A 24,054-nucleotide genomic window follows, 5' to 3' on the forward strand; every position below is an offset into this window, starting at 1 on the left:
GAGTGAACTCACGACAAGTCGTGCGTCACTCTATTTCGTCTCGCGCCGAACCCGCTGACCACTTCACCACTCTGCCGTTTCTAAGTTATCTGCCGAAATCTCCTCATGTCACATGGTGTTCTTGGACTGCCACGTGCGGGAAGCCGACACGTCGCGCAGGGTCTCTCGAAAGGGATAAAGCCCAGGACCGGGCGCTGGTTCACGCGTCGTCGTGCACCACAATAGGAGCAAACGCGCGAAGGAGATCCCAAGTGTTCCGACCGAGCCTGCACTCCGCGTGGCTGTCCCGATGCCCAACATGGCCCGCCCACGACAAAGCTATGGAAAACGCGACGAGTTCCCGGGCAGTTATCCTGCTGTCGGTGAACGTCCAAGTCGAAGAGTCACGGTACTGACATGGCGAGTCAGCAAGCGCGTCTCAACATCGGTGCGGTTCACGTCCCTCGTCCCGCAGATGTCTACGCCGATCTGATCCGGGACAAGATCCTCGCTGGTGAACTTCTCGTGGGCACGCTACTTCCGCCGGAACGAATGCTCGTCGAAGAGAGCGGTCTTACACGCGCCATTGTTCGCGAAGCTTTGCATCGCTTGCAGGGGCAAGGACTCATCGTCACGAAACCAGGGCGCGGAGGTGGATCGATCGTTTCACGACCAACTGCGGCAGCATTCATGAGCTCTGTCGACCTTCAACTTCAAGGCTGGGCCCCAGGGACTCAGATGCTCTTCGAGTCGAGGCAGGTCATCGAACCGTGGTGTGCGTACTTTGCCGCCGAACGACGAACGGACGCCGACCTGCGAGCGCTGAGGCTAATCGATGAACAATCAGCCGAGGCGATCAATGACCTGGGTGACTTCATCGAATGCAAGGTTCGTTGGCATACCGCTCTCGCCACGGCCAGCCACAACGACTTGTTGTCAACGTTTATGGAGGCGGTGTCGCGTGCAATCCTGCGACAAACCGACAATGAGGCGCATCGAGACCAGGATGCGATGCAACGGTCACTCGACGCGCATCGGGCAATCACTGCTGCCATCGCCGAGGGGTCGTCGCCCGCTGCCTATCAACTCATGACGAGGCACGTGCACACACCACCAGTTGTGAACGCGACGACGGTGGACAGTCTTCCCGCCGATTACTGCAGCGTACGCTCACCCCGCCAGGCGTAGCCTGGCCTGTCATTCCGTGTGGTAGTCCGCCCGAGCGGTCTTGCGTTATCGGTCAGACCGCTCTATGGTCGATATTTAGTGTGATATGGCGCACGCCTACCCCGGCAGGGCAAACGCTGTCACAACCACACCGCGACCTCTACTGAACGGATACTCGTGATGCTGCGACTCGCTGAAGGCCGCGCCCAATCGGGATCGGATATGAACCCTGGCACCACCAGATCGCGATATCTGCAGCGACGTCTCTACGGGCCTGAGCGTGTGGCCGACGACATCGTGGTGCAGGCGCTCGACACCTGCCGCCTAGTGCGCGCGAGGGTGACGGCCAATCCGCGCCTGGCACCCGCCCATCCATTGACTGGATCCCATCGATTGCGCGATGCGGCCGACATCGGCGAGTTCATCGCTCACGCGTGGGATGCGACAAGTGGTTTGCTGAACACGGTCACGGCCGACGCGTCCGCTGCGGAGGTAGGCGATCTGGTGACAGTGCTCTCGCGTCTGCGAGATTTGGAAACAGCGCTGGCGGAGAATCGGCGCGCGTTGACGTCCACGCTGAGTGACGTAACGACCGATGCGCTCGGCCGATTGAGCCAGTGTTCGAACGCAGCGGAACTTATGGCGATGGTCCCTTCGCAGGTCGCACGGCTCGGATTCGACCGGGTGCTATTTTCGACTGTCTCATCGGGGCGGTGGTATCCGAAGTCTGCATACTCGCGGTGTGGATCCGAATGGGCATCGTCGCACCTCGACGGTGAGAAGGGGCCCGGATTTCTTCTGCCCAGCGCCGCCGCCCACTGCCATCCTGCTCACGTGAACGAGGCGACCATGCTCGCACATCGCGAACGTGCGTTCGGCTTCTCGCTGTGGCAACGATCGAAATCGAGAAACTTCTGGATGATACCGGTACTGCACCAGCACCGCGTGGTGGGCATCATCCACGTCGATTGTCACCTCCAGGAGCGTATTCCGAGTAAGTCCGAGATCGACGCGCTCCGCCGATTTTGTCATCAGCTATCGGTAATCATCGCTCATTCGGCAGCGACGAATGCGCCGGTGATCGACCGTGACCTTCACTCGACTGCCGGGCTGGCATCCGTATCGGTGTTCGGACAGCTCACCACCACAACTGTCCCGCAACGCGAGGACACCGAATCCGACGCGGAAGGGAGCCTGTCCGCGCGTGAGGTCGAGGTGATTGCACTGATGGCCGAAGGTTTGACCAATGCGCAGATTGGCCGGAGGCTCACGATTACGGAAGGAACGGTCAAGTCGCACGTCAAACGGATACTCAGAAAGACTTCCTCGTCGAATCGGGCTGAGGCCGTTGCCATATGGATGAAGCCGCAGCGACTCGCCGCGGTATGAGCCTCTATGCTCAAGGGTATGGCCGTTCAACTTCTTCTCATTCGTCATGCACAGCCTCATGCCGTCACCCACAACCCGTCCGGGGCGGACCCAGGGCTGACACCTGAAGGATCAGACCAAGCCTCACGACTTTCCGACTATCTTGCAACTAAACCCTTCGGTGAAATTTCCCATCTGGTGAGCAGTACGATGCGCAGGGCAATCGAGACGACCGAGTACGTCCAGCGCGTCGTGGGTCTGGAGCCCGACCTCGACGACCGCATCGTCGAGGTCGATTCAGGATGGAAGACCTATGGGACGGGAATCGGTCACTACCCCAACCGCAGAGCTGGCTGGGATGACCTCAACAATGGCCGGTTTGGTGGCAACACCTTCGACCTGAATGAATTTCGCGGACGAATCGTTGGGGGTTTCGACGACATCGTATCGCGTGCAGATCCGCAGTCAGTTGTCGCTGTCGTGTGTCACGGCGGTGTCATCAGTGCGTATCTTTCCCACATTCTCGGGACGGCTCGTACGTTCTTCGTCGATACCGCCTACACGTCGATCACCCGCATCCATGTCGACGGCGACTATCGTGAACTGCTCTCGGTGAACGAGACCGACCATCTCCGTTGAGAAGTGCGGCGACAGAAGTGTTCTGCTCAGCGCCCGGATCCCGGTGGGCCAGCGTTTGCCTGATACGGGCTTGACGAGGTACCGGCCACACCCACCGCGGTGAATGCGTCCGGTCGACGCGTCTTCGCCATGGGCACAGGAGAAAGCAGGCCTCCTCCACGGTGCTGGCTGGCGGTCCGAGACCGCCTGTGAACAGCACTGGGGAGACCCGCTTCCCATCGCGAGAGCCGCAAGAATGAGCGCTCTCGTCGAGACGATATCTGAGAAACAAACCTGAGCCTTGTCAGGTCGCCTCCCTCTGACAATCAACCATCAATATAGGGCAAGTGGCTCCGTTTGAATCCAAGGCTGGTGCCGGCACGCCCGCTGGTCAATGAGTGATCGAGGCGTAAGGTTCGCGTGTCAGTAAATGATCGAGGTAGCTGCGGGGCCATGTGTACTGGACGTAGGCACTGACGGCCCCGCCAGCGAGCGTTCCGTCCATACAGGTGTCAGTAAAGTTGAACGTCGGGGAAATATCCCATCGGGCCCGCGCGCTCTGTTCGGGGAAGTCGATTTGCGTGGTGCGGCCGCTCTCGTCGAGGACGGATGCGACGATTGCGTCCTGGAAGTACTCGTCGTCGTACTCGGTAGCAATTTCGGCCGACACTATCGGTGACAGGACGCCATCCACAAAGACATAGCCGTTGTAGATTGTCTCGCCTTCAACGAGTGCGACCATGATGTTTGCCGCCCTATCCGCGCCTACGATCGAAAGCCACTTGTAGTGATGGATCGCGTCCCAGTCGCGACGACCCCATGAATGATCGCGGTGTCCTGGTCCGTCGAAGACCGTCGTCACGCCATTCCGAGTAAGTTGGCCACGGATCACGCCTGACTGCTCATACCGGTTCGTGGCCTGGTAGCGCGGACACCCGCCGGCGTTCTGGTCATAGTCGAACGGGGCATGAAAGGCTTCGAACTCGATGGAGATCGAGAATTCGGAGTCCTCGTACGTGGCGGTCGCCGTGCTGAAGTCGCCGCCGACGCGAACGGACAGGTCTTCGATGTCCCAGTGGTCAAAGTTCTGACCCTCTGCGGGAATCCCCTCGCGCCGAGCGAAGTAGGTGGGCTCGGGTCCCTCGCCATAGATGGCGAAAGCGTAGCCGGCGATGTCATCTCCATTGACCCACGTATAGAGAAGATAGACGCCTTTGCCCGGCAAAATCGCACAGTAGGCGAGGCTTTCACGTGCAAAGTCGCCAGCGATGTCGTGGCGAAGGCGATCCATCTGTTCGAGCATGAAATCCTCTTTCGGTTCGGTATCCACCCGGAGGCGGATGGGGCGGTTCGCGCTTGTCTGCATCGACACATTGCCGAGCTGGAACCATTGGCGGCGTATCGGCGACTCATGTAGTCGAGTTGATAGTCAGGATCGGACGTTGCCTGCTGACGGGCGGCACAAAGCTGCGCATCTGATCCGATGGCTGTTACAGCCCGGCAGCCTTCGCGTACCTGGTGCCTACCTCGGCCATTGCACGTTTTCTGCATGTGAAAGACCGTTGTCGTCGAACAGTCGTTCTGGTGAAGGGGGCTGAGGCCGAGATCTATCCAGGCCTTCTGTCGCCGATGCTCAGTCGCGCCCGCAGGCTCGTCCGTTCAGTGGACGAGTACCGTTCCGTCGTCACCGTTTACGGTGACGATTGTGCCGCCGGGGATCCGCGACGTCGCATCGGGTACCGAAACTGCCGAAGGTAGTCCGAGTTCGCGAGAGACAATCGCGGCGTGAGAGATTGCCGCACCAGTCTCGCATACGATGGCACCTGCAGTGAGGAACAGTGGCCCCCATGAGGAGTCGGTTGTCCTCGCGATCAGAACGTCGCCCGATTCGAAGTCGCTCTCATCGTCCAATGAGGTGATGATTCGTGCCCGTCCGGTATGCGTACCCGGTGAGGCCCCGATGCCTGTGAGGACGGTGCCCGCCTCGGCGGCCGTCGTCGTCGAGGCGGCATTCCGTGGGGTGAATTGGTCGAGCATCGGAGGGGTTCCAGAGAAGACGAAGGGCGGCGTGAGCGACTCGATGAGGGTCAGCTTCTCCTTGCGCGCGGCAACCGTGTCCTTCCAAGGTGCTGGGTCGTCAACAAAATCGTCGATCTCATCGTCCATCAGAAGGAGGACATCTTGCCAGCGCTCGAGAGTTCCGGCCTCGGTCAGTCGTCCGCCGAGCTCCCGCATGGTCTTGCGAGCCTCCTCGAGCATGCGTGTGCATTGAACCTTGATTGCCTCGCGAGCCGGCATGTAGAGCGGCACGACGTTGGCTGCCGCCAAGAAGGCGTCGTGGAGTTCGGCCCCGTCGAGGAGTTCCGCGACCACAGTGACCGCCCGCAGTCGGTCGTGTTCAAGGCGCCGGGCACGAATCTCCGGTGACCCGCTGTCGGGAACACCGCGGGCTCGGTCGATCATCTTGAGCGGGATCTCAGGGTTCTGTTCGTACGTCGGCGAGCGTAGCTCCCAGATGCTAGGGCCAAGGTAGCCCCACTGGCGGATGAACGCCCGCCATGCCTCGAGAAACTTCGTCGATTCCTGGCTCTCGGAAGTTTCCAAGCGCGCGACAACATCGTCGATCCCCTTGTCGAACTCTGCGGCTACGGCGGGTGCGTTGGCCAGGCGGGACAGGTTCCAGATGTCGATTGACTGCACGACAGAATCGACGTTGCCGACACCTGCCGTGAGGCTGGAGACCAACTCGGGCCTTCCGGCTGCAGCGGCAGCTTGGGCGATGGTGCCCGTGACGATGTTGGAGCCGTAGGTCTGCACCATGTGTGTGGAAAAGATCTTGCGCATCTGCGGGACGAGGTCGCGGAACCTTGCTAGGAGCTCGGCGTCGGTCAGCGTCGTCAGGTCGGGGCGCTCTGCGATAACCCGGTCTATATGCCGACGGTGCTCGTCGATCTCCGGTAGCGACGTGGCGGTGAACAGTGAGTTCATCCATTCGCCCATTCGTGCCGTGCACTCGGGATTCTCGTCGAGCGGATTGGGCTGATACGGGGGAACATCAGGCTGGTCTCCGAAGAACGACTGGTCGATGGCTTCCCATGTCATTCCAGGCGCTCGGACAGCCAGGACGCGTGACGCCGATACATTGATGTAAACGTAACCGCCGAAGCAGCCGACGACTTCGCCCTCCCCTTCGGGCCGGAAGTCTTCAGCGGTGAAGGCACCGATGCGATACAGGGCGTCGCGGTATCCGTTCTCGTAGACTCCGCGACCGTAGACGCTCCACGTCAGTGGAGTTGCTGCGTCGACGAACACTTCGCCGGTGTTCGCGCGAGTGAAGATTGGGAAGCGTTCGCTCGCATCGTCGTCACAGGGCCAGATCTTTTCCATCAAGAGCCTCCTTAGCGATTTGGTCCAACATTATTCTGTAAGTGACGCTCACCACTTGTCATCCGCGCGGAGTTCCCCCTTTCGAGGTAGAGGCGCGAAGCGTGTTTCGGGACTCGACGGACACTTGTTCGCCGCGCTCCACGGCCAGCACGGCCGCGTCTCGAAACGGGCGGCCTATGCTGTGGTCATTCGAACAGGCCGCGTCAGCGCCGCTATCCCCATCGACGGCGGTCGCATCGTCGTCACCGGAACTGCTCCGGAACCGAGCTGACCGACTCTCACGCTGAGGCCGTCCGGGGGGTTGTCGTCGGTGCCGCCCGCAGGGACTTGAACGACGGTCATGGAGAGTTTTTCTCGCCATAAGTCGCCAATGACGCTGTACTCGAGTAGATCTCGTGTACAGCGTCATGTGCTCATCGGTTAGTGCACGGTCACCTTGCCGCTGCTTCCGTCGACGGTGATCATCGTCCCGTCCGGAATTCGGGTGGTGCAGTCTTGGACGGACACCGCAGCGGGAATTCCCAGTTCACGGGCAACGATCGCTGCATGCGATATTGCTGCACCCGTCTGGCAAACCACGGCGCCTGCAGAGAGAAACAGTGGTCCCCAGGACGAATCTGTAGTCATCGCGATCAAAACATCGCCTGGCTCGACGTCGACATCGTCCATCAGAGACCGGACGACGCGAGCCGGCCCGGTGTGTACGCCCGGTGCCACTCCGAGACCTCCGAGGATCTCGCCACTGTCCACCGGGTTGACGATAGAGTTGTTCCGGTCCGCGAAGTCCTCGATGGAGGGCGGAGGACCATCCAGGATGAACGGCGGCCACTTCTGTTCAAGAGTTTGCAACGTGGTTTTGCGGTCGGCGATTGTGGCCCTGAAAGACTCGGGATCGCTCAGGAACGCGTCGAACTCGTCGTTCATGAGGAGCAGGACGTCCTCCCAGCGGGAGAGGATGCCACGGCCTACCAGCCGGCCGCCGAGTTCGCGCATGGTCATACGCGCCTCCTCGCACAACCGCGTGCACTGCACTTTCGTCGCCTCACGGGCCGGCAGGTAGAGCTTCGCCGCTTGGGCCGCCGCCAGGAACTGGCCTCGCATGTCATCGTCGAGTTTGGCGGCGATGGCGGCGACCGCGGCGTCGCGCTCTGAAACCGCATTCGCTGTGCGGACCGCGGGCGAGCCTTCATCCGGGACCTGGCGCGCGTGGTCGAGCATCCGAAGTGGGATCTCGGGGTTGGATCGGTAGGTCGGTGAACGGCCCTCCCACACGCTTGGTCCGAGAAATCCCCACGAGGCGAGGAACGCGTCCCACTGTGCGAGAAACTCTTTTGCATCGGCAGCATCGTGAGTCCGTATGCGATCGAGGACCCCAGTGATTCCGCCTTCGAACGCTGCCGACAGCCTCGGAGAGTGGCGAATCGAGCGAGACAGCTCCCAGAGGTCGAACGATTGCTGCGCGGAGTCGACCTCGCCGAGTCCCGAAGTCATCTTCGCAACCAATTCACCCTCACCGACCGCTTCGCCTACCTGGGCCAGCAAACCGGTAATGATGTTGCTCGCGTACAGGTGGACGATATGGGTGGCGAAGACCGGTCGCATCTCCGGGACCAGGGAACGGTACCGGTCGACGAGTTCCTGATCGCTCAAATCCGTCAGATCAGGTCGCTCCGCGACGATCGTGTCGACCCGCGCTCGGTGCTTGACCAGTTCCGGAACGTCCGACGCGGCGAACAAGCCCTCCATCCACGCAACCATGCGCTCGGTGCACTGCTGATTCTCGTCAGCCGGATGCGGAGCGTACGGCCTGACGTCCGGGTGCTCGCCGAACAACGACCGGTCGATAGCTTCCGCCGTCATCCCAGGCGTGCGCACTGCTAGCACGCGCGAGATCGAGACGTTGATATACACATAGCCACCGAAGCACCCAACGACCTCGCACTCGCCCTCAGGGCGGAAGTCTTCCTCGGTGAACACCCCGATCTCGTAGAGACCGTCACGGTACGCAGCGTCATACACGCCACGCCCAAACGTACTCCACGTAAGGGGTGTCGCTGCATCGCTGAACACCTCACCGGTGTTGGCGCGCGTGAAGATGGGGAAACGTTCGCTCGACTTGTCGTCGCAAGGCCATGACGTAGTCATATCGCTCCTCGGTCAATCGATGGTGTGAGGAGCGTACGAACGTTCGAGTGCGATCAACTGCCCTCGCCAGAGGAATACCCCATAAGAGGCAACGCGCCGTGAAGTGGTGTCGTCGTGCTGCTCCTTTCGCGACACTAGGTCCATGATCAGTTCACAAGACGCTGAATTTCATCCGCCCACCACCGACGCGCGCATGTGGACGGAGACCAACTACTTCGGATTCGAAATTCCCGAGGTCCCCCTCCACATCGGGTTGTACGCCCTCTTCCGACCAAATCTTGGAGTCGTGAACTCCGCCATCTTCGTCAACTCCCGCCGCGTGACCTCGTCGTGGGAGATCGACTTCTGGGACAGTCGCGCGTACCTACCCATGCCCGAATCCGGAAGCTTGCTGGACTACTCACTCGACAACGGACTGTCGGTCATCTGCCGTGAACCCAACAAAGTCTGGGACCTTAGCTACGACAACGGCGAATCCCTGAAGATCGACGTTCGCTACGAGGCGCTCATGGATGGTTTCGACATCCACGACGCGGCAATGGACCCCCGGGCGAAGAACTCCGCCGGTGATCTCTCGGGAAGCGCGGCGTACGCAGGTCACTTCGACATGACCGGAAAAATCACTGGCGAAGTGACTCTGAACGGTGTCACGCACAAGGTCGATTCGATGTCGACGATGGATCACAGCTGGGGTGTGCGTGAGGAGAAGCAGCTCGGCACCATGACTTGGCTTCAGGCTCATTTCAATCACGATCTGGCGATCCACTCGATGTTCGCATTCGATCCCACCATCGGGCCGGACCAAGAAGTCATCGCCGAGATCACGCATGGCTACGTGATGGACCACGGCAAGGGCATCGGCCTCAAGGAAGGCACCGCCACCATCCGGCGCCGGGGTATGTACGCCGAGACCATCGATCTCCATTTGACCGACGCCGAGGACCGCGTCTGGGAATTGACCGGTGAGGCGCAGACGCAGTTCCCCTGTCAGTTCTGGCCGGGATCGATGGCATTCATGGTGCTGCCCAAATGGACGATGGGTGATTTGACTGCTTACGGCACCAGCACCGACTTCCTCGATCTCTACCACTACACCAAACTGTACAACTGAACTACACAAACGGATGCCCGCCTGGACGACCGGGCGGGCATCCGTTCGCGCGCGTGCGCTGCGGCGCTACATAGTGACAGTCACCGGGATGTTCGTCTTCTCCGCCGTGCGACGGAGATAGTCCGGGTCCCAGGACATGTCCACATAGGCCACAGCCGGTTCCCCGTCGATGGACGCCGACATGGCGGTGTCGCGCAGAGTGAAATTCGCACTTACGTCCCAGACGAAGTGCGGACCACCCCCGTCGAAGGTGACGTGGGCGGATCGTCCGATCAGATCCGTCCAGTCTGTGGACATGTCGCGGTGCAAGAACTCGGAGTCGAGCGTGTAGCGCAGCGATAGATCCTCGAGCGGAACACACTGACCCTCACGGAGAAGGTAACCACGCAGGTAGCGCTGACCGTAGGCGAGCAACTCGACAGCATGCACCGCTGTGGTGCTACCCAATGCATTCACCCATTTCATGTGATGCATTGCGTCCCAATCGCGTTCCCCCCAGGAGTGATCTCTCTGGCACATCGCGTCGAAAGGAAACGAGCGGCCGTCGACGTCCAGCGTGCCAACCGCACGACCCGTTTGCTCCAGCCTGTCGTCAGCGAAGAACGACGGGCATCCCTCCGGGTGACTCCCATAGCGATAGGATGCATGCAAGCCATCGAATTCAAGGGTGATCGCAACGCGTTTTCCTCGGAACGAGACGGTCGAGCCCATACCGTCAGGGTTCAACTCTAGAGTCAGCGGACCGACTCGATAATTTTCGAATTGCGCAGCGTCCGAAACGGGCACTCCGTCGACCTTCTCGAATATTTGCTCGCCTACCGTGGTTCCAAACACGCTGAGCGCGGCTCCGGCGGCGCCTTGCGAGTTGATCCACGTGTAGACGAACGCGGTGATCCCGGCCGAGACGTGCGGGATGACCCAGACGATCGACTCCCGATGTCGTGGACGAGTTGGATCCAAGACATGACGTGTCTCCCGGGCGGTATGCAAGGCCCTAGCCGACACGGACATCGGTCTCCTCCACACGTGACAACAAGTGATCGAGATACGCGCGCGGCCAGGTGTACTCCACGTACGCTCGCACCTGTCGGCCACCCAATGTCCCGGTGAACATCGTGTCGGAAAAATTGAAGCTAGGGGTCACGTCCCAGCGGGCGAGGGTATGTCGTGTATCCAGGTCCAGCGTCGTGCGTCGCCCAATTGCATCAACCAATTCCGCTCGGACCACGTCTTGAACGAATTCGGGGCCGTAATCGGTCGAGACGGACGCATCGACGATGGCGCTTGAACACCGTCGAGGTAGACGTACCCGTTGATGTCCACTTCCCCTCCGCCATTGTCCACATCAGGTTCGTCGAGCAGTCGTCCCCCGAAGCCGCTATCCATTTGTAGTGGTGGATTGCATCCCAATCGCGGGTTCCCCATGATTGATCACGGTGCCCGGGGCCGTCGAATTCGTACGTCTTGCCGCGCCAAACGAGGGTGCCGACGATGCGTCCGGTCTGTTCGTAACGGTTGTCCGCGAGATAGCTTGGTGTGCTGACGGCGTTGGAGCCGTAGTCGAAGGCCGGATGAATGCCTTCGAATGTGAAGTGGACAGCGAGGTCATCTGCTTCGAACCGGACTTCCGCGCTGTGGAGCGCCTCTCCGACCGCGAGGGATGCGCCACCCAAATTCCAATCATCGAAGTCCTGAACGCCGACTTCGAGATCGTCACAATGGTTGAAGTACACCGGCTCAGGACCGTCCGAATGGAGAACGAATGCACGCCCGCCTTTGCCGGAGTCGTTCACCCAGGTGTACCAGTGGCCCATGATGCCGTGTTCCGGAAGAATCAGGCAGTATGCCACGCTCTCTCGCGCGAATTGCCCATTGATCGTGTGACGGAGATGGTCGTGTGCGGCCAAAGTCATGAGTGCTCCATTCCATGTTCGTGGTCGGTTTCGTTCGGCTCGTTACCAGGTTGCGCTGTGTTCGATGGGGATGAATGCCTCTCCCATCACGAACGCGGGTGGCAGAAGGTCCTGCGCCTGGCCGTTCGTGAGTGGAAAGTAGGCCTGCGCCGTCAAGGGATCGAGTTCGTCGAACTGCTCTTGATCGACAAACGAATTCCACAAGCCGACCGGTCGTGCGAAGGGAGCCATCATCTCGCGGGTATAGACCAAGACGCCGGCCATGATGCGATCGCGGCGGCTCATACTGGCTATCCGCCGGTACAGCTTCCCGACGCCCTGCTGCGAACGTCGCGAAATATCGCGCTGCTGCTCAAGATCGAGGGGGATGAGTTCGCTACTGTCCCAGCGATCCTTGCGGTAGACGGAAAAGTGAGTTAGCGCGTTCCAATAGTCGGCGTGCTCAGCGGTGAACGTTGTACCGATATCGTTGATGTTGAACTCCGGGGCGGAACCGTCGAAGATCATTGCCTGCGTTACGCAGTAAGGGAGACCGCCCGCGGCGTCGTCCATCCACGGGTACAGCGGTTCGAGAAGAAAGTGATCTCGGACCAGCATCACGTCGCCGTTGGGTAGCTCGTACGGTCCGCTCGTGTTGGTCGCCGACCGCGTGTCGAACATGAGCAGGAACCCGAAGACCTCGGTCGACGCGTTGAACTTGCGGCAGAACTGTCGGTGTTCGTCGTCGGCTACAGGTTGGCGCTCGTCGAAGAATCGATCGATCCACTTCTGGTCGAGAACTCGGGGTTTGTAGTTTCGGCCGGAGATGAAGCCACGACCCGGCCCGTACACACCGTGCTGGATACGCCGCTGAAACTGAATTGCGGTGTTGAGCTCATGGAGACGATCGTGTGGTTGCTGAAGACCAAGGGAAGTGAGCAGGCCGCGCCCCATCAGTGTGCAGATGTTGACCCATGCGCGGGTGTTGTTCAGTTTGTCGGCCGGCTGCGACGCATGCGACCGCGCGAGTTCGACCAATCCTTCCGCACCGCCGGCGGCCTCGGTGATCCTGTCGTACAGGTGCGGGAACTTCAACCACTGCTGGACGAAGGCGACCGTCTCGTACTCCTGTTGCGGTATCAAACCGGACTCGCCCTCCGTCGACCTCCGAGCAAGCAGGTCCCACAGGTTCCAGCCTGAATAAGCAAGGTAGTCGTCGATCTCTTCGACGGACAGTCGGTTGGGGCGCACATTGTGGTCGGTGGTGTCGACGATGCTGGTCTTCAGGGTCGCCGCGATACTTCTGTCTCCAGCACTGCCCAGCGGGTGGATGCCCCTGTAACGCTGCAGCATTGCCTCGAAGTCGATATCTGTCACGTCCCGCTCCGTTCTGTTCTGCAAGCAACCGCAACTGACAATGCGCGGTGCGACTGCCTGTTGTCGATGGGCACATGCAACCAGGTGACGAAAGGTCGATGATCAATGCTGGATGTCGGCCGATGGAAGTATCTACATTCGTCCCCGATGGAACGTGGCGTCGAACGCACTAAAGCGCAGATATGCTGTGAGGTAGGACACACTTTTCGGTAGATTTCTCCACAGCTGAATCCGCGGCACGTTGCCTTACGAAGGTCACGGACGGAACAGTTCATCGCAGCTTCGGCCTCCGAAACGAGTCCGTGGCTTCTACACGCTCTACCAACTGTGAGGATGTGATTGGAGACATGGATCCCTTGACCAGTTCACTCTCCTTAGGGACGAGCAACGATCTCGAACCTTCCATCGCGGCGATGCTCGATCGCAAGCGGCATAACGTCGAACGCAACGGGGATTACTCACCGCTGGGGACCGATGCGGTCCGTTGCGGGCTCGAACGCTTCCTCGATCGCGAGGCGATCTCGGCGCGTGTGTGCTGTGTCGAACCGATGGGAGGTGGGGCATCGAACGAGCAGTATTCCGTGGAGCTCGCCCATACCGACGGACGATCCGAACGACTTGTCCTCCGCATCGACGCGATCCAGGGGGTGATGGAATCGGACCGGCAACGAGAATTCGATGTCCTACATTTTCTCGAACCGCGCTTCCCGGTTCCGACACCGCGGTGGGTTGAATCCACCGGAGAAGTACTGGGACGGCCCTTCCTGGCGACGTCTTTCGTGGAGGGGGTAGCAGCGCCGACAAAGGGCTCACAGGAGAGCGTCTCGGGTCTGCAAACAGTGCTCGCCGGCGAACAACGCGAAGCACTTGCTGAACAATTCGTCCACAACTTGGCGGTTCTGCATGACATCCAGTTGTCCTCCGACCAACTCGGTTGTCTCGGAGTTCCCGACGACGATCCGCGTCAGGCGGCCCGCTGGCAGGTCAACTGGTGGTCTCGCGTGTGGCGAGACGACTCCATCTCACCTTTCCCACTCGTTGCCGCGATCGAGGTCTGGCTACGCGACAACCTTCCCCTACAGGAACGTCTGTCCATCGTGCACGGTGACTACCGCACCGGCAACTATCTCTTCGACGAGTCCACCAACAAGGTCACCGCAGTACTGGACTGGGAGTTGGCGCATGTCGGAGATCCGCACGAGGATCTGGCATGGGGGATCCAGCGGCTGTACAGCACGGTCGCCGAGGATGGGCAGCGTCTCGTCACGGGGCTGATGCCACGTGAGCGCCTGCTGACACGCTACGAAGAGCTTTCCGGACATTGCGTCGACCCAGTAACACTGCACTTCTACGAAGTACTCTGCGCATTCAAGAGCCTCGTCGCGACCCTTGCGTCTTCGCTGAAGGCTGCCCGCGACCGGCAAAGTCACCACGACGTCTTGCTCACTTGGCTAGCGACGTGCGGATACCTCTTCGCTGCCGACATCATCGACATGATCGAGAAAGGCCCACGATGAATCCCTCGATACAGCTCAGGATCGATTCGGTGATACGCGCGCTCGAGGACACTGTCGATCCCGCCGTTGCCGGCGACGAACGAGCTGCTGAACAACTGCAGATGGCGATCGCTCATCTGCGGGTAATTCGTGAACAGCTCGACATAGCAACTAGTTTCGACAGGTACGAGCTAAGGTGCTTTGAGGGTCTGGGGGAAGAACTGATGGCGGCGAGTTCTGGGGGACCTTCCGTCGTCGAGGCCACCAGGACGCTCAGAACTATCCTCGCCAGTTCGTACCCACCGCAGGATCCCGCCGCAATACGCGATAGAACGGATCGACTGGGTCGAGCAATCGAGAGACTGATCTTCGCTTCCTACGACGACGGAGACGACGCGTTCCAAGTGGCTGCGAGGACTGCGGTGTTGAATTCCGAGCGCGAACGGGTTAATGCGAACCGCTCATTCTTCGTCGGGATGGCGTGGGAGAGCGATGTACTCTTAACCGATCTCAACCGCCTTCTGGCGGACCCGACCACGGCTCAATAGTCCCCTCGCCCGTGTGTCCCAGAGGGGATGCGCACGATTGCGCAACGCGATGATCGCGAGTGCGGTGTGCACTGACAGCTGTGCGAACGGATCATTGAGCATGTCCAGGCCTGTCAGCCGCCGTACTCGCGCCAATCGCTGTCGGACGGTATTCTCGTGCACCGACATCGCTGCTGCCGTCCGGCGAATACTATGTCCCACCCGCGAGAACTGCGCGAGCGTGTTCATCAGCGTTTCCATATCGCTGTCACCTTGTTCGCTCCACAACGGACCCAGCGTATGCTCGACGTATCGGCGAATCGCGGCGATGTTGCCGTTGGCGACCAGAATTCGCGCCGGACCAAGGTCTCGAACACTGACGACCCGCGTATGGTCCGCGGTGAAGCGTTCCAGGCATGCCACCACCTCTAACGCTTCGTCGTAACCCTCCGTGATGGCGTCGACCTCGACTGCACTCGAGACACCGCACTGAACCCCCGAGTCCGGTAAGGCCGAGTTCAATCCCCTACAAACCTCCTCGATCAGCCGGGAGTCCTCAATTCGTTCCGCCGCACCGAGATCGACGATGAGCACCGGCCCCCGCGGAGTTCGCGCCCCAAAGACCTGGCCGGCGATTAACTTGGAAAGGGAAGAGATCAGCGAGTCGATGTCACCGATGCCACGCGACAGTGCTGAATCGTCGATCGCAACGACAATGCAGGTACTGTCAGGAGCGATACCAATTCGGCGCGCATCCTCGACAGTGCTTTCGCCGTGCTCGCCACGCCGGAGTAACCGTTCCACAAAACCTTGCGTCAAATCGGCGATCGATCGGTGCATCGCGTGGTGCAGGGTACAGTGCCGCGCAAGATAGACCGCTCCGCGATCCACGAGAAATTGATCGAGCTTCCTGAAGCTACGGCCGATCTCTCCCATGACGAGCCAACCGATGGAGTCATCTGCACTCGACCCCTCCAGGCGTCTGACAAGAAATCGTCGAGCGACCCCATTGGGAGCGGGGGCGATCACGAACCTGTTGCCCAGTTGTCCAGCCCGAGCGTCGGCGCAGATCGAGGCAATGTCAGGTTGGTCGAGCTCCCTGTCGCCGGACCGGAGCACCACGGGACCCCGCGTGTCGAATACCCACATGGGCAGATCGCTCGACTCCGCGATGGCTGCGAACATCTCCGGGAACTCACACCCCGATCCCAATCGGTCGGCTAGGCGTAACTCGATCTGGTGCTGCCCGAGCAACAGCTCATATCGGTTTGTAAGTTGCTCGTAACTGTCAGGGCGATGTTTTTCAGCGGTGTCGAGTGTCGGATCCATTGATGCAGCACCTCTCATGAGGCAAGAATCCTAGCGCTCATTCAGTCGCGAGTTCGCCGCACTCGGCCTGAAGCAGCTCGGACCTGAGATCCGCAATGACTTTTTCGTCGAGACGCGCCCGCTCCCTCAGGTAGTTCACAGTGCCACCGTATTCGGTGCCGAGATAAGTCAACAAAGCGGACATGGATTCCGCCGGTGACTCGAACAAGACTCGCGCCACCTCCGGGTCCCGATCGGCCTGGATGAACAGGTGAGCGTAGGTGTTGATGCGATTTGGGCGTAACACGCCGGTCATTGCGAAGTCGGAAACAACCTGATCGTCGGGAACTCCGAGCGCGGAGAGGACTAACGCGATGAGGATTCCGGTCCGGTCCTTCCCGGCGGCGCAGTGCACCAAGACGGGTAATCGATTGCGATCAGCCAGCACTCGGATTGCCTGCCCGAGCTGCTCGCCACGCCTCTCGACAAGTCCGATGTAGAACCGCGTCATGTCTTCGATGCCGAAGGAGTGCATTTCGCCGGACAGAAGCATGCGCACGTAGTTCGTGTCGGCGCCTTCGCCGCCTTCTGCAATGGGAATCTCGACCAGATCGGCGTCGCAGACCGTCGCCCATGCAGTCGGCGCACGAAACATCTCGTTCGAGGCGCGCAGATCGATGACGGTCCGCAGGTTCAGTTGTCTGTACTGTTCGTCGGCGGAGCGGTCGTAAATCGCATAAGACGCGCTGCCGCCGGGCATGACCAGTGCTTCTCCTCGCAGGACCCGGCGGCGACCGACGATTTCTCCGTGTCGGGTTATGTAACCACCGATGTCGCGCAGGTTTGACGTCCCTGGAATCGGGATGCGCCTCTCGGTGTCGATCATTGGGCCGCGGCGACGGCGACATTGTCGCCGGGCGGTTTGTCCGGCTGCACAGCTTGACTCATTGCAATCTCCAGCTCGATGGGCCTACATAGTTCATTCTCGACGTGCCGGCCGACGACTGTACGGCGAGACAACAGGTCGTCGGCCGTCTGTGTTCAGTCCTCGATCTCGAGCGCCCTGACCGGGCATCGCCGGACGGCTTGTTCCACTTCCTTGCGGTGGCCTTCCTCGGGCGTCTCGTCGAGGACTGTCAATTCACCGTCATCGTTAATAGTGAAGACTTCGGGTGCTGCATATTCGCACTGACCGTGGCCCTCACACAGATCCCAGTCCACGTGGATTTTCATCGACTCTCTCCCTTCTCCACTCGCACGTTGAGCCGTTTGAATGCATTGAACTGATTGGTGTGCAACCGATCCGGTTCGCTCAGCGGTCGGATCCGCAATCCTCGATCCAGGACCTGTGAAAGGAAGGCTGTTGCTTCCGCGCGTGCCAGGTGAGAGCCCATGCAAGCATGAATACCCCAGCCGAAGCCGACATGCTCGTTGTCTTCACGATCGATCCTGACCATGTCCGGATCGCTGAACATCGCCGGATCACGGTTTGCCGCTTGAAACCAGCACACGACCTTGTCGCCCGCTCGGATCGTGTTTCCGTCCCATTCGACATCCTTGGTCGCCGTGCGGCGCATCGCACGGATGGGAGTGATGTAGCGGAGCATCTCCTCGATCGCCGGCTTCAAGAGGGTGCGGTCGGCCGCAAGTTTCTCCCATTGATCGGGGAACTCGTCGAAAGCGAGGACGGTACCGGTGAGTAGATTCCGGGTTGTCTCGTTGCCTGCCCCGACGAGCACGAAGTAGTACGCCGCGAGATCGTCCCACGGCAGCGGCTCCCCGTCGAGTTCGGAGTGGACCAACTTCGAGACGATGTCGTTTCGGGGGTCCTTCCGCCGCAACTCGCTCAGCTCACTGAAGTACGCGAACATCTCGGCGCGCGCGCGTTCCTTTTCGTCCGGCCCACGCATGTACTCGGGGTCGTCGGAGACCACGCGGTTCGTCCAGTCGAGCAACAATGCACAATCTTCGAGGGGCACGCCGAGCACCTGCCCCAGTGCTTGGATTGGCAGCAGTGCCGAGGCCGAATGCACGAATTCGACATCGCCGCGGGACTCGATGTCATCGAGGATCGCCGTGACCGAGCGATCGATGACTTCCTGCCAGTCCTTGATGCGGACTGCACGCAGGTGGGGTGCTACCAGCTTCCGAAGTTTGCCGTGCCGGGGCGGATCGGTGTTGTGTACCGTGCTCGTACCACCCTCGACCTTCCGGCTGAGGATCTGTGTTCCTTCACCGTTGATGAATGTTTCGGGGTCGGTGACCACACGGATCACATCGTCGTAGCGAGTCACGGACCAGAACCCCGGTCCGCCCTTCTCGTCGTTCCAGTGCAGTGGTTCATACTCGCGCAGCCGCGCGAGTATGGCGTTCTCGGTGCCGTCGATGAACGGCCTGAGATCCATCAAGTCGATTGACTGTTGTCCGGTTGTCATCGCTGCCTCGCTCGGGTGATCGAAAGGTATGGACGTCCGTCCCCGAACGTGAAAATCGGAGTCAGGATCTGTACCGCTTGCGGCATGCTAAGCATCAGCGTCCGCGAGAAACACGAGGCCGGTCTCGCCCGACGTGTCCAGTCGCACAGTCGTGCCATCCGCAGGAATTGTCTCCCCCCGTGCAGTTTGAATGCCCTCGGTGAATACGGTGGACATCACGCACGGAATGCCGAACTCGCGCGACAGGATCCCGAGGTGGCTTTCCGGTGCGCCCTGGAGAGTGATCAGGCCCGCGACGCCTGCCATCAGGGCTGGCGACATGAAGGTCGTGGTGCCCCCGCGCGATATCACCACGGTCGATTCGACGTCCGGGCCTTCGATGAAGTCGAGAACTTCCTCGGGTGAGTCGAGGAAGCGGATCTGGCCGCTGGCTCCCGACGTGGACGTAAACGCCTTGACCCCGGCGCCGATCTGCTTGCCGGTCACGGTCTCGCTTGTGGTCATTCCCGCTCCTCTTGGACCCGCCGGGTCGAAAATTGTTGGACCATTACCGAGAGCATGATTTAGGAATCCCAACCACGTCAACCTTTCTGGCTCAACTCGCGAGTGTTTTCCCCCGTTCGGGATAAGCGCTGTGTCGTTGCGAGTCTGTGGGGATGGCTGGGAGCGCGGGCGGCGCGTGAAAATGGGTGGCCGCCACCCGGCGACAAGGGTTCGGTGGCCCGAATTGCCTGTCCACCCAATGGGGGAGAGCAGTGGTACGGGCCCGCGCGCATCGACCGCCCCGCGCGGAACAGGTGGGAGGGGTCGCCCTTGGATACCTCGAAAGAGGGAAGTGTGCCTGCAGTCACTCACGGGGCTTCCGACGCAGATCATCACTCGCTAGGTTTGGACCAATGAGTAAACGGTCTGACCGTAATGAACTGGAGGCAATGGTGAGTGGTGTCTACTCCTTCGACCATGACCACAAAGTCCCCGCACGCGAGCTCGGTCACTTGCTCGGCGGTAAGGGGGCCGGACTGGCGGAGATGACGGGAGCGCTGGGCTTCAATGTCCCACCTGGCTTCACCATCACTGTGCCCATGTGCCGCGCATACCTTGCAGACGGCTGGCCGGCTGATTTGGATGGTGAGATCAACACCCACATCGATCGCCTGGGCAAACTCATGGGTCGTCGGCTGGGCGATCCGGCGGATCCGCTGCTCGTCGCCGTGCGCAGCGGCGCCCCGGTCTCGATGCCAGGCATGCTTGACACTGTTCTCAACCTGGGACTCAACGACGACACTGTCGAAGGGCTCGCCCGCACCTCCGGGGACGAGAGGTTCGCCTGGGACAGCTACCGCCGTTTTCTTACGATGTTCGCCAGCACGGTGATGGATGTCCCGGGCGAATCATTGCCTGAGATCGCCGCCGGAGCCACGCCTGAGGCGTTGCGCGAGCATGTCGCGGCGCTCAAAGAGCGGATCGCTGAATATGCCGGCCGGCCGGTGCCTCGCGATCCGGTGCAGCAACTCCGAGAGGCTATCGAGGCCGTCTTCCGCTCGTGGGGCTCCGATCGCGCTCGCGCCTACCGCAAGCACGAATCTATCGACGAGAACATCGGTACCGCCTGCAATGTGCAGGCGATGGTATTCGGCAACCGAGGAAATGACTCCGGTACGGGCGTTGTCTTTACTCGCGATCCGTCGACGGGCGAAGCGACGCCGTTCGGGGACTACCTACCGTGCGCGCAGGGCGAGGACGTCGTGGGCGGTAGTTCGCGGACCGAGCCCATCGCATATCTGGGCGAACATCAGCCCGATGCCTACGCAGAATTGCTGGAAACCCTCCGACGCCTCGAACTGCACTATCGCGATATCTGTGATGTTGAGTTCACGGTAGAGAACGGCAAGCTGTGGTTGTTGCAGACCCGCATCGGCAAGCGCGGCGCTGTCGCAGCAGTGCGTATTGCCGTCGACATGGCCGACGATGTCGAAATCGGTCTGACTCCAGCCGAAGTGTTGGACCGTGTGTCCGAAGCGACCCGCGCACGTGCTCGCGCTGAGGTCGCCGCGAAAGCGCATGATCCCGACCAGAATGCAACCGTCGTAGGCATTGGATTGGGAGCATCGCCCGGCCGGGTGAGCGGGCGAGTCGTGCTCACGGCGGAAGACGCCATGCTTGCCGACGACGACGTCATCCTCGTACGCACGAGCACCAGCCCAGAAGACGTGGCCGGTATGTCCGCCTCGGTAGGAATCCTCACCACTCAGGGGGGACTGGTGAGTCACGCTGCCGTCGTGGCCCGCGGCTGGGGCCTCCCCGCAGTGGTAGGGGCCCACACGCTGAGCATCTCCGGCGACGAGGTCCACTCGGAAGGTGGGCCAAGCGTCAAGGCAGGAGACGTGATCACGATCGACGGCGCTACTGGCTGTGTTTGGCTGGGTGAAATCATCGCGTCTGCCGTCGAAGCAGCAGACGTCATCGGAGAACGGTTGCCGCATCTTCTCCGGATCGACGAGTGGGCACGGCAGGGTGAGGTGTCACGAGCATGACCGAGGCAGCGTGCCCGAAACACGTGGTCGTCGTCGGCGCATCGCTCGCCGGGCTACGTGCGGTACAAACAGCTCGTGAGGTCAACTTTGAGGGCCGGCTGACCCTGATCGGCGACGAGATCCACCTCCCATACGACCGACCGCCACTGTCCAAAGAATATTTGGCGGACGGCCCCCTCACCACAGCACACAAGTTTCCTGAAACTGCCGATCTCACAGAGAGACTGGACGTAGACGTCCGAACCGGCACCCGGGCGGAATCTTTGGACGTCCAAGGGCGTACCGTGACAACGAGTCGGGGAGAGATAGTCGATTTCGACGCGCTGTTGATCGCCACCGGCGTCCGTGCGCGCCGGTTGCCAGGTACGGAGCGTCTCGCCGGAGTCCATGTGCTGCGCGACCTCGATGATGCGGAGTCAATTCGAGAGGCACTCGACGCGCGGGCACGCGTGGTGGTGATCGGCGCCGGTTTCATCGGTGCAGAGGTCGCGTCAGCTGCTGTGAAACGCGGCCTCGACCCGATAATTCTCGAAGCCGCCGCCACTCCACTCGTCCGCGCGGTCGGCGAGGAGGGCGGTAGGGGGCTCGCTCGAATGCATGAACGCAACGGAGTCGACCTCCGATGCGGCGTCGCGGTCTCCGAGGTCCTGGGTGATGACCGCGTCGAAGGCGTCCGACTCGCTGATGGAACCGAGATTGCTGCCGACCTGGTGGTGATCGGTATCGGCGCAGATCCGGCGACCGACTGGCTTGAGACATCGGGGCTGCGCATCGACAACGGTGTCGTTTGCGACGAAACTCTACGTGCCACAGACGGAATCTGGGCCGCCGGTGACGTTGCCCGATGGAGCAATCCACTTTTCGGCACCTCGATGCGCCTGGAGCATTGGACGAACGCAGGCGAGCAGGCGGCACATGCGATGGAGAACCTTCTGTCGCCCGCCGACGCTTCACCGTATCAGCACGTTCCCTACTTCTGGTCGGACTGGTACGGCCAACGAATCCAATTCGCAGGTCTCCCCGTCGGTAAGCCTCACGTGGTCAGCGGTAGCTGGGACAGCGACGACCTCGTGGCTCTCTACCGAAACGGTGATCGTCTCGTCGGCGCACTCGCTGTCAACCGACGAGGGGACATCATGAAGTACCGCGTGCAGATATCGCGCCGTGGAACATGGTCCGCAGCGATGGCATTCGCCGACAAGCGTAACGCCGCCATTGCGGCGAGCGCCTGACTCCACGAGTCGAGGAGAACACGAATATGCAGAACCACGACGATGTCTTCATCGGAGGAAGATGGGTTCCATCCCGCTCCACCGACCGCACCGAGGTGATCAATCCGGCTACCGAGGAAGTCTGGGCAAGCGTCCCTGATGGCAACGAACTCGACATCAATGATGCGGTACTAGCCGCACGCTCAGCCTTTCCGGCATGGGCTGCGACCAGCCCGGGAGAGAGAGCCGCGTTCTTGCGCCGGCTCGCCGACGAGGTCGACGTGCGTGCGGCGGAGCTGTCACGCATCATCACCACCGAGAACGGAACGCCCATCGCGGAAAGCGGTGCGGCTCCGTCGCACAGTGCCGCGCATTTGAGGTTGACTGCGGATCTCGCCGAGGTGCTTGCTGCTCCTGACCGCCGCGCGAATCCGATGGCGCCGGGCCACAGCGTTGTTCGTCGAGTGCCGGTCGGCGTTGCCGGTCTCATCACCCCGTGGAATTTTCCACTCGGGCTCATCATCATCAAGCTTGGTCCCGCCCTGCTCGCCGGCTGCACCGTCGTCATCAAGCCCGCGCCCGAAACCCCCATGGCCACCCGCCTGTTGATGGATGCGGTAGCGGCGGCGGGCATCCCGGACGGTGTGGTGAACCTGGTGACTGGATCGACTGAGGCGGGATCTGCGTTGATCACGCATCGGGACGTCGACAAGATCTCGTTCACCGGCTCCACGACCGTCGGCAGGGCGATTGCGCGAATCTGTGGCGACAGGCTTCGCCCGGTAACCCTCGAGTTGGGCGGCAAGTCGCCGGCGATCGTCCTTGATGACTTCGACCCCGAGATTTTCGCGAAGAATTTGCTCAAGGTCTCGATGCGCAACACTGGACAGACCTGCAAGGCTTGCACCCGGCTTCTCGTACCAGTCGACCGGCAGGACGAGATCGCCTCGCTCGCCGGTGAGATCGTGGGCTCTGCACGGGTGGGCGACCCCTTCGACCCGGAGACATTCTTCGGTCCTGTCGTGTCCGCCCGCCAGCGAGACCGAATCGCAGGGTATTTGTCGGTGGCTCACACCCAGGGGGCCAAGGCGGTGACCGGGGGCGACGTCTCCACACGATTTGAGCGCGGTTACTACATCGAGCCCACCGTGTTCTCGCACGTGACACCAGAGATGACGATTGCCAGGGAAGAGATCTTCGGTCCGGTGTTGTCCGTGATCGGCTATCGCGACATCGATGACGCCGTCGCCATAGCCAACGACTCGGACTACGGTTTGGCCGCTACAGTCTTCAGCGCCGACGAGGACCGCGCGACGAGCGTCGCCGAGCGCCTGCACACCGGCAACATTGGAATCAATCATTACGGATCTAATGCCGCAGCACCTTTCGGCGGGCACAAGGACAGCGGCCTCGGAACCGAGTTCGGCGCCGAAGGACTTGACGCTTACCTGCAGTTCACGTCGATCCATTATCCGTCTTGACCAACCGAAAGAAGACTC

At 60.9% G+C, this 24,054-nt stretch carries 20 protein-coding genes; 9 read left to right on the forward strand and 11 right to left on the reverse strand.

All coding sequences use genetic code 11. From position 1 onward, the window contains the following. Nucleotides 1-396: 396 nt before the first annotated feature. The 3 genes from H0B43_RS36080 (at nt 397) to H0B43_RS36090 (ending at nt 3,153) form a co-directional block, all read left to right on the forward strand. Nucleotides 397-1,167 (forward strand): FadR/GntR family transcriptional regulator, encoded by a 771-nt coding sequence (locus H0B43_RS36080; protein ID WP_185723634.1) that lies wholly within the window; start codon nt 397-399, stop codon nt 1,165-1,167. A gap of 261 nt (nt 1,168-1,428) precedes the next feature. Beyond that, nucleotides 1,429-2,535: a LuxR C-terminal-related transcriptional regulator gene (locus tag H0B43_RS42970; RefSeq protein ID WP_185723633.1), complete on the forward strand. Its 1,107-nt coding sequence runs from the start codon at nt 1,429-1,431 to the stop codon at nt 2,533-2,535. A gap of 18 nt (nt 2,536-2,553) precedes the next feature. Further along, a complete protein-coding gene (locus tag H0B43_RS36090; protein WP_185723632.1) occupies nt 2,554-3,153 on the forward strand; it encodes a histidine phosphatase family protein in 600 nt (199 codons plus the stop codon). A 370-nt stretch (nt 3,154-3,523) separates the two neighbouring features. Here H0B43_RS36090 and H0B43_RS36095 read toward each other — a convergent pair whose 3' ends face one another. From H0B43_RS36095 to H0B43_RS36105, 3 genes are all read right to left on the reverse strand, one after another. Then, on the reverse strand, nt 3,524-4,462 hold the full coding sequence (locus H0B43_RS36095) for a hypothetical protein (RefSeq protein WP_185723631.1): 939 nt from the start codon (nt 4,460-4,462) through the stop codon (nt 3,524-3,526). A 329-nt stretch (nt 4,463-4,791) separates the two neighbouring features. Then, complete coding sequence (locus H0B43_RS36100; RefSeq protein ID WP_185723630.1) at nt 4,792-6,519, reverse strand: PEP-utilizing enzyme; 1,728 nt, start codon at nt 6,517-6,519, stop codon at nt 4,792-4,794. A 420-nt stretch (nt 6,520-6,939) separates the two neighbouring features. Continuing rightward, complete coding sequence (locus H0B43_RS36105) at nt 6,940-8,664, reverse strand: PEP-utilizing enzyme (protein WP_185723629.1); 1,725 nt, start codon at nt 8,662-8,664, stop codon at nt 6,940-6,942. A gap of 286 nt (nt 8,665-8,950) precedes the next feature. Here H0B43_RS36105 and H0B43_RS36110 point away from each other — a divergent pair, with 286 nt between their 5' ends. Then, the gene (locus H0B43_RS36110; RefSeq protein WP_185723628.1) at nt 8,951-9,775 is read left to right on the forward strand and encodes a hypothetical protein; all 825 of its coding nucleotides are present in this window, start codon (nt 8,951-8,953) and stop codon (nt 9,773-9,775) included. Between the two features lie 66 nt (nt 9,776-9,841). Here H0B43_RS36110 and H0B43_RS36115 read toward each other — a convergent pair whose 3' ends face one another. The 3 genes from H0B43_RS36115 to H0B43_RS36125 form a co-directional block, all read right to left on the reverse strand. Then, on the reverse strand, nt 9,842-10,786 hold the full coding sequence (locus H0B43_RS36115) for a hypothetical protein (protein WP_185723627.1): 945 nt from the start codon (nt 10,784-10,786) through the stop codon (nt 9,842-9,844). Between the two features lie 194 nt (nt 10,787-10,980). Then, the gene (locus H0B43_RS36120; RefSeq protein WP_185723626.1) at nt 10,981-11,688 is read right to left on the reverse strand and encodes a hypothetical protein; all 708 of its coding nucleotides are present in this window, start codon (nt 11,686-11,688) and stop codon (nt 10,981-10,983) included. A 42-nt stretch (nt 11,689-11,730) separates the two neighbouring features. Continuing rightward, nucleotides 11,731-13,044 carry a hypothetical protein gene (locus H0B43_RS36125; RefSeq protein ID WP_185723625.1) on the reverse strand — a complete coding sequence of 438 codons (1,314 nt, stop codon included), beginning with the start codon at nt 13,042-13,044 and terminating at the stop codon, nt 11,731-11,733. A gap of 347 nt (nt 13,045-13,391) precedes the next feature. Here H0B43_RS36125 and H0B43_RS36130 point away from each other — a divergent pair, with 347 nt between their 5' ends. Together H0B43_RS36130 and H0B43_RS36135 are read left to right on the forward strand one after the other, a co-directional pair. Beyond that, entirely contained in the window at nt 13,392-14,561 is a 1,170-nt protein-coding gene (locus tag H0B43_RS36130; RefSeq protein ID WP_185723624.1) for a phosphotransferase family protein, read from the forward strand. Then, nucleotides 14,558-15,088 carry a hypothetical protein gene (locus H0B43_RS36135; RefSeq protein WP_185723623.1) on the forward strand — a complete coding sequence of 177 codons (531 nt, stop codon included), beginning with the start codon at nt 14,558-14,560 and terminating at the stop codon, nt 15,086-15,088. Before H0B43_RS36130 ends, H0B43_RS36135 begins: the two co-directional genes overlap by 4 nt. On the opposite strand, the gene H0B43_RS36140 is transcribed toward H0B43_RS36135, so the two are convergent. From H0B43_RS36140 to H0B43_RS36160, 5 genes are all read right to left on the reverse strand, one after another. Next, nucleotides 15,041-16,396, reverse strand: coding sequence for a CdaR family transcriptional regulator (locus H0B43_RS36140; RefSeq protein ID WP_185723622.1), 1,356 nt, complete (start codon nt 16,394-16,396; stop codon nt 15,041-15,043). The genes H0B43_RS36135 and H0B43_RS36140 overlap by 48 nt on opposite strands. Nucleotides 16,397-16,433: 37 nt before the next feature. Further along, nucleotides 16,434-17,261, reverse strand: coding sequence for a tyrosine-protein phosphatase (locus H0B43_RS36145; RefSeq protein ID WP_185723621.1), 828 nt, complete (start codon nt 17,259-17,261; stop codon nt 16,434-16,436). A 155-nt stretch (nt 17,262-17,416) separates the two neighbouring features. After that, nucleotides 17,417-17,608 (reverse strand): ferredoxin, encoded by a 192-nt coding sequence (locus H0B43_RS36150; RefSeq protein ID WP_185723620.1) that lies wholly within the window; start codon nt 17,606-17,608, stop codon nt 17,417-17,419. Next, nucleotides 17,605-18,780 carry a cytochrome P450 gene (locus tag H0B43_RS36155; protein WP_312033607.1) on the reverse strand — a complete coding sequence of 392 codons (1,176 nt, stop codon included), beginning with the start codon at nt 18,778-18,780 and terminating at the stop codon, nt 17,605-17,607. The genes H0B43_RS36150 and H0B43_RS36155 overlap by 4 nt, the downstream gene beginning before the upstream one ends. A 117-nt stretch (nt 18,781-18,897) precedes the next feature. After that, nucleotides 18,898-19,314 carry a PEP-utilizing enzyme gene (locus tag H0B43_RS36160; protein WP_185723618.1) on the reverse strand — a complete coding sequence of 139 codons (417 nt, stop codon included), beginning with the start codon at nt 19,312-19,314 and terminating at the stop codon, nt 18,898-18,900. Nucleotides 19,315-19,706: 392 nt separating this feature from the next. Here H0B43_RS36160 and H0B43_RS36165 point away from each other — a divergent pair, with 392 nt between their 5' ends. The 3 genes from H0B43_RS36165 to H0B43_RS36175 are packed head-to-tail and all read left to right on the forward strand — an operon-like array spanning nt 19,707 to nt 24,036. Continuing rightward, complete coding sequence (locus tag H0B43_RS36165; protein ID WP_185723617.1) at nt 19,707-21,344, forward strand: pyruvate, phosphate dikinase; 1,638 nt, start codon at nt 19,707-19,709, stop codon at nt 21,342-21,344. Beyond that, nucleotides 21,341-22,576 (forward strand): NAD(P)/FAD-dependent oxidoreductase, encoded by a 1,236-nt coding sequence (locus H0B43_RS36170; RefSeq protein WP_185723616.1) that lies wholly within the window; start codon nt 21,341-21,343, stop codon nt 22,574-22,576. Before H0B43_RS36165 ends, H0B43_RS36170 begins: the two co-directional genes overlap by 4 nt. Before the next feature lie 26 nt (nt 22,577-22,602). Then, nucleotides 22,603-24,036, forward strand: coding sequence for an aldehyde dehydrogenase (locus H0B43_RS36175; RefSeq protein ID WP_185723615.1), 1,434 nt, complete (start codon nt 22,603-22,605; stop codon nt 24,034-24,036). Nucleotides 24,037-24,054 lie beyond the last annotated feature (18 nt).

Source organism: Rhodococcus sp. 4CII (assembly GCF_014256275.1).
Lineage (GTDB): Bacteria > Actinomycetota > Actinomycetes > Mycobacteriales > Mycobacteriaceae > Rhodococcus_F > Rhodococcus_F wratislaviensis_A.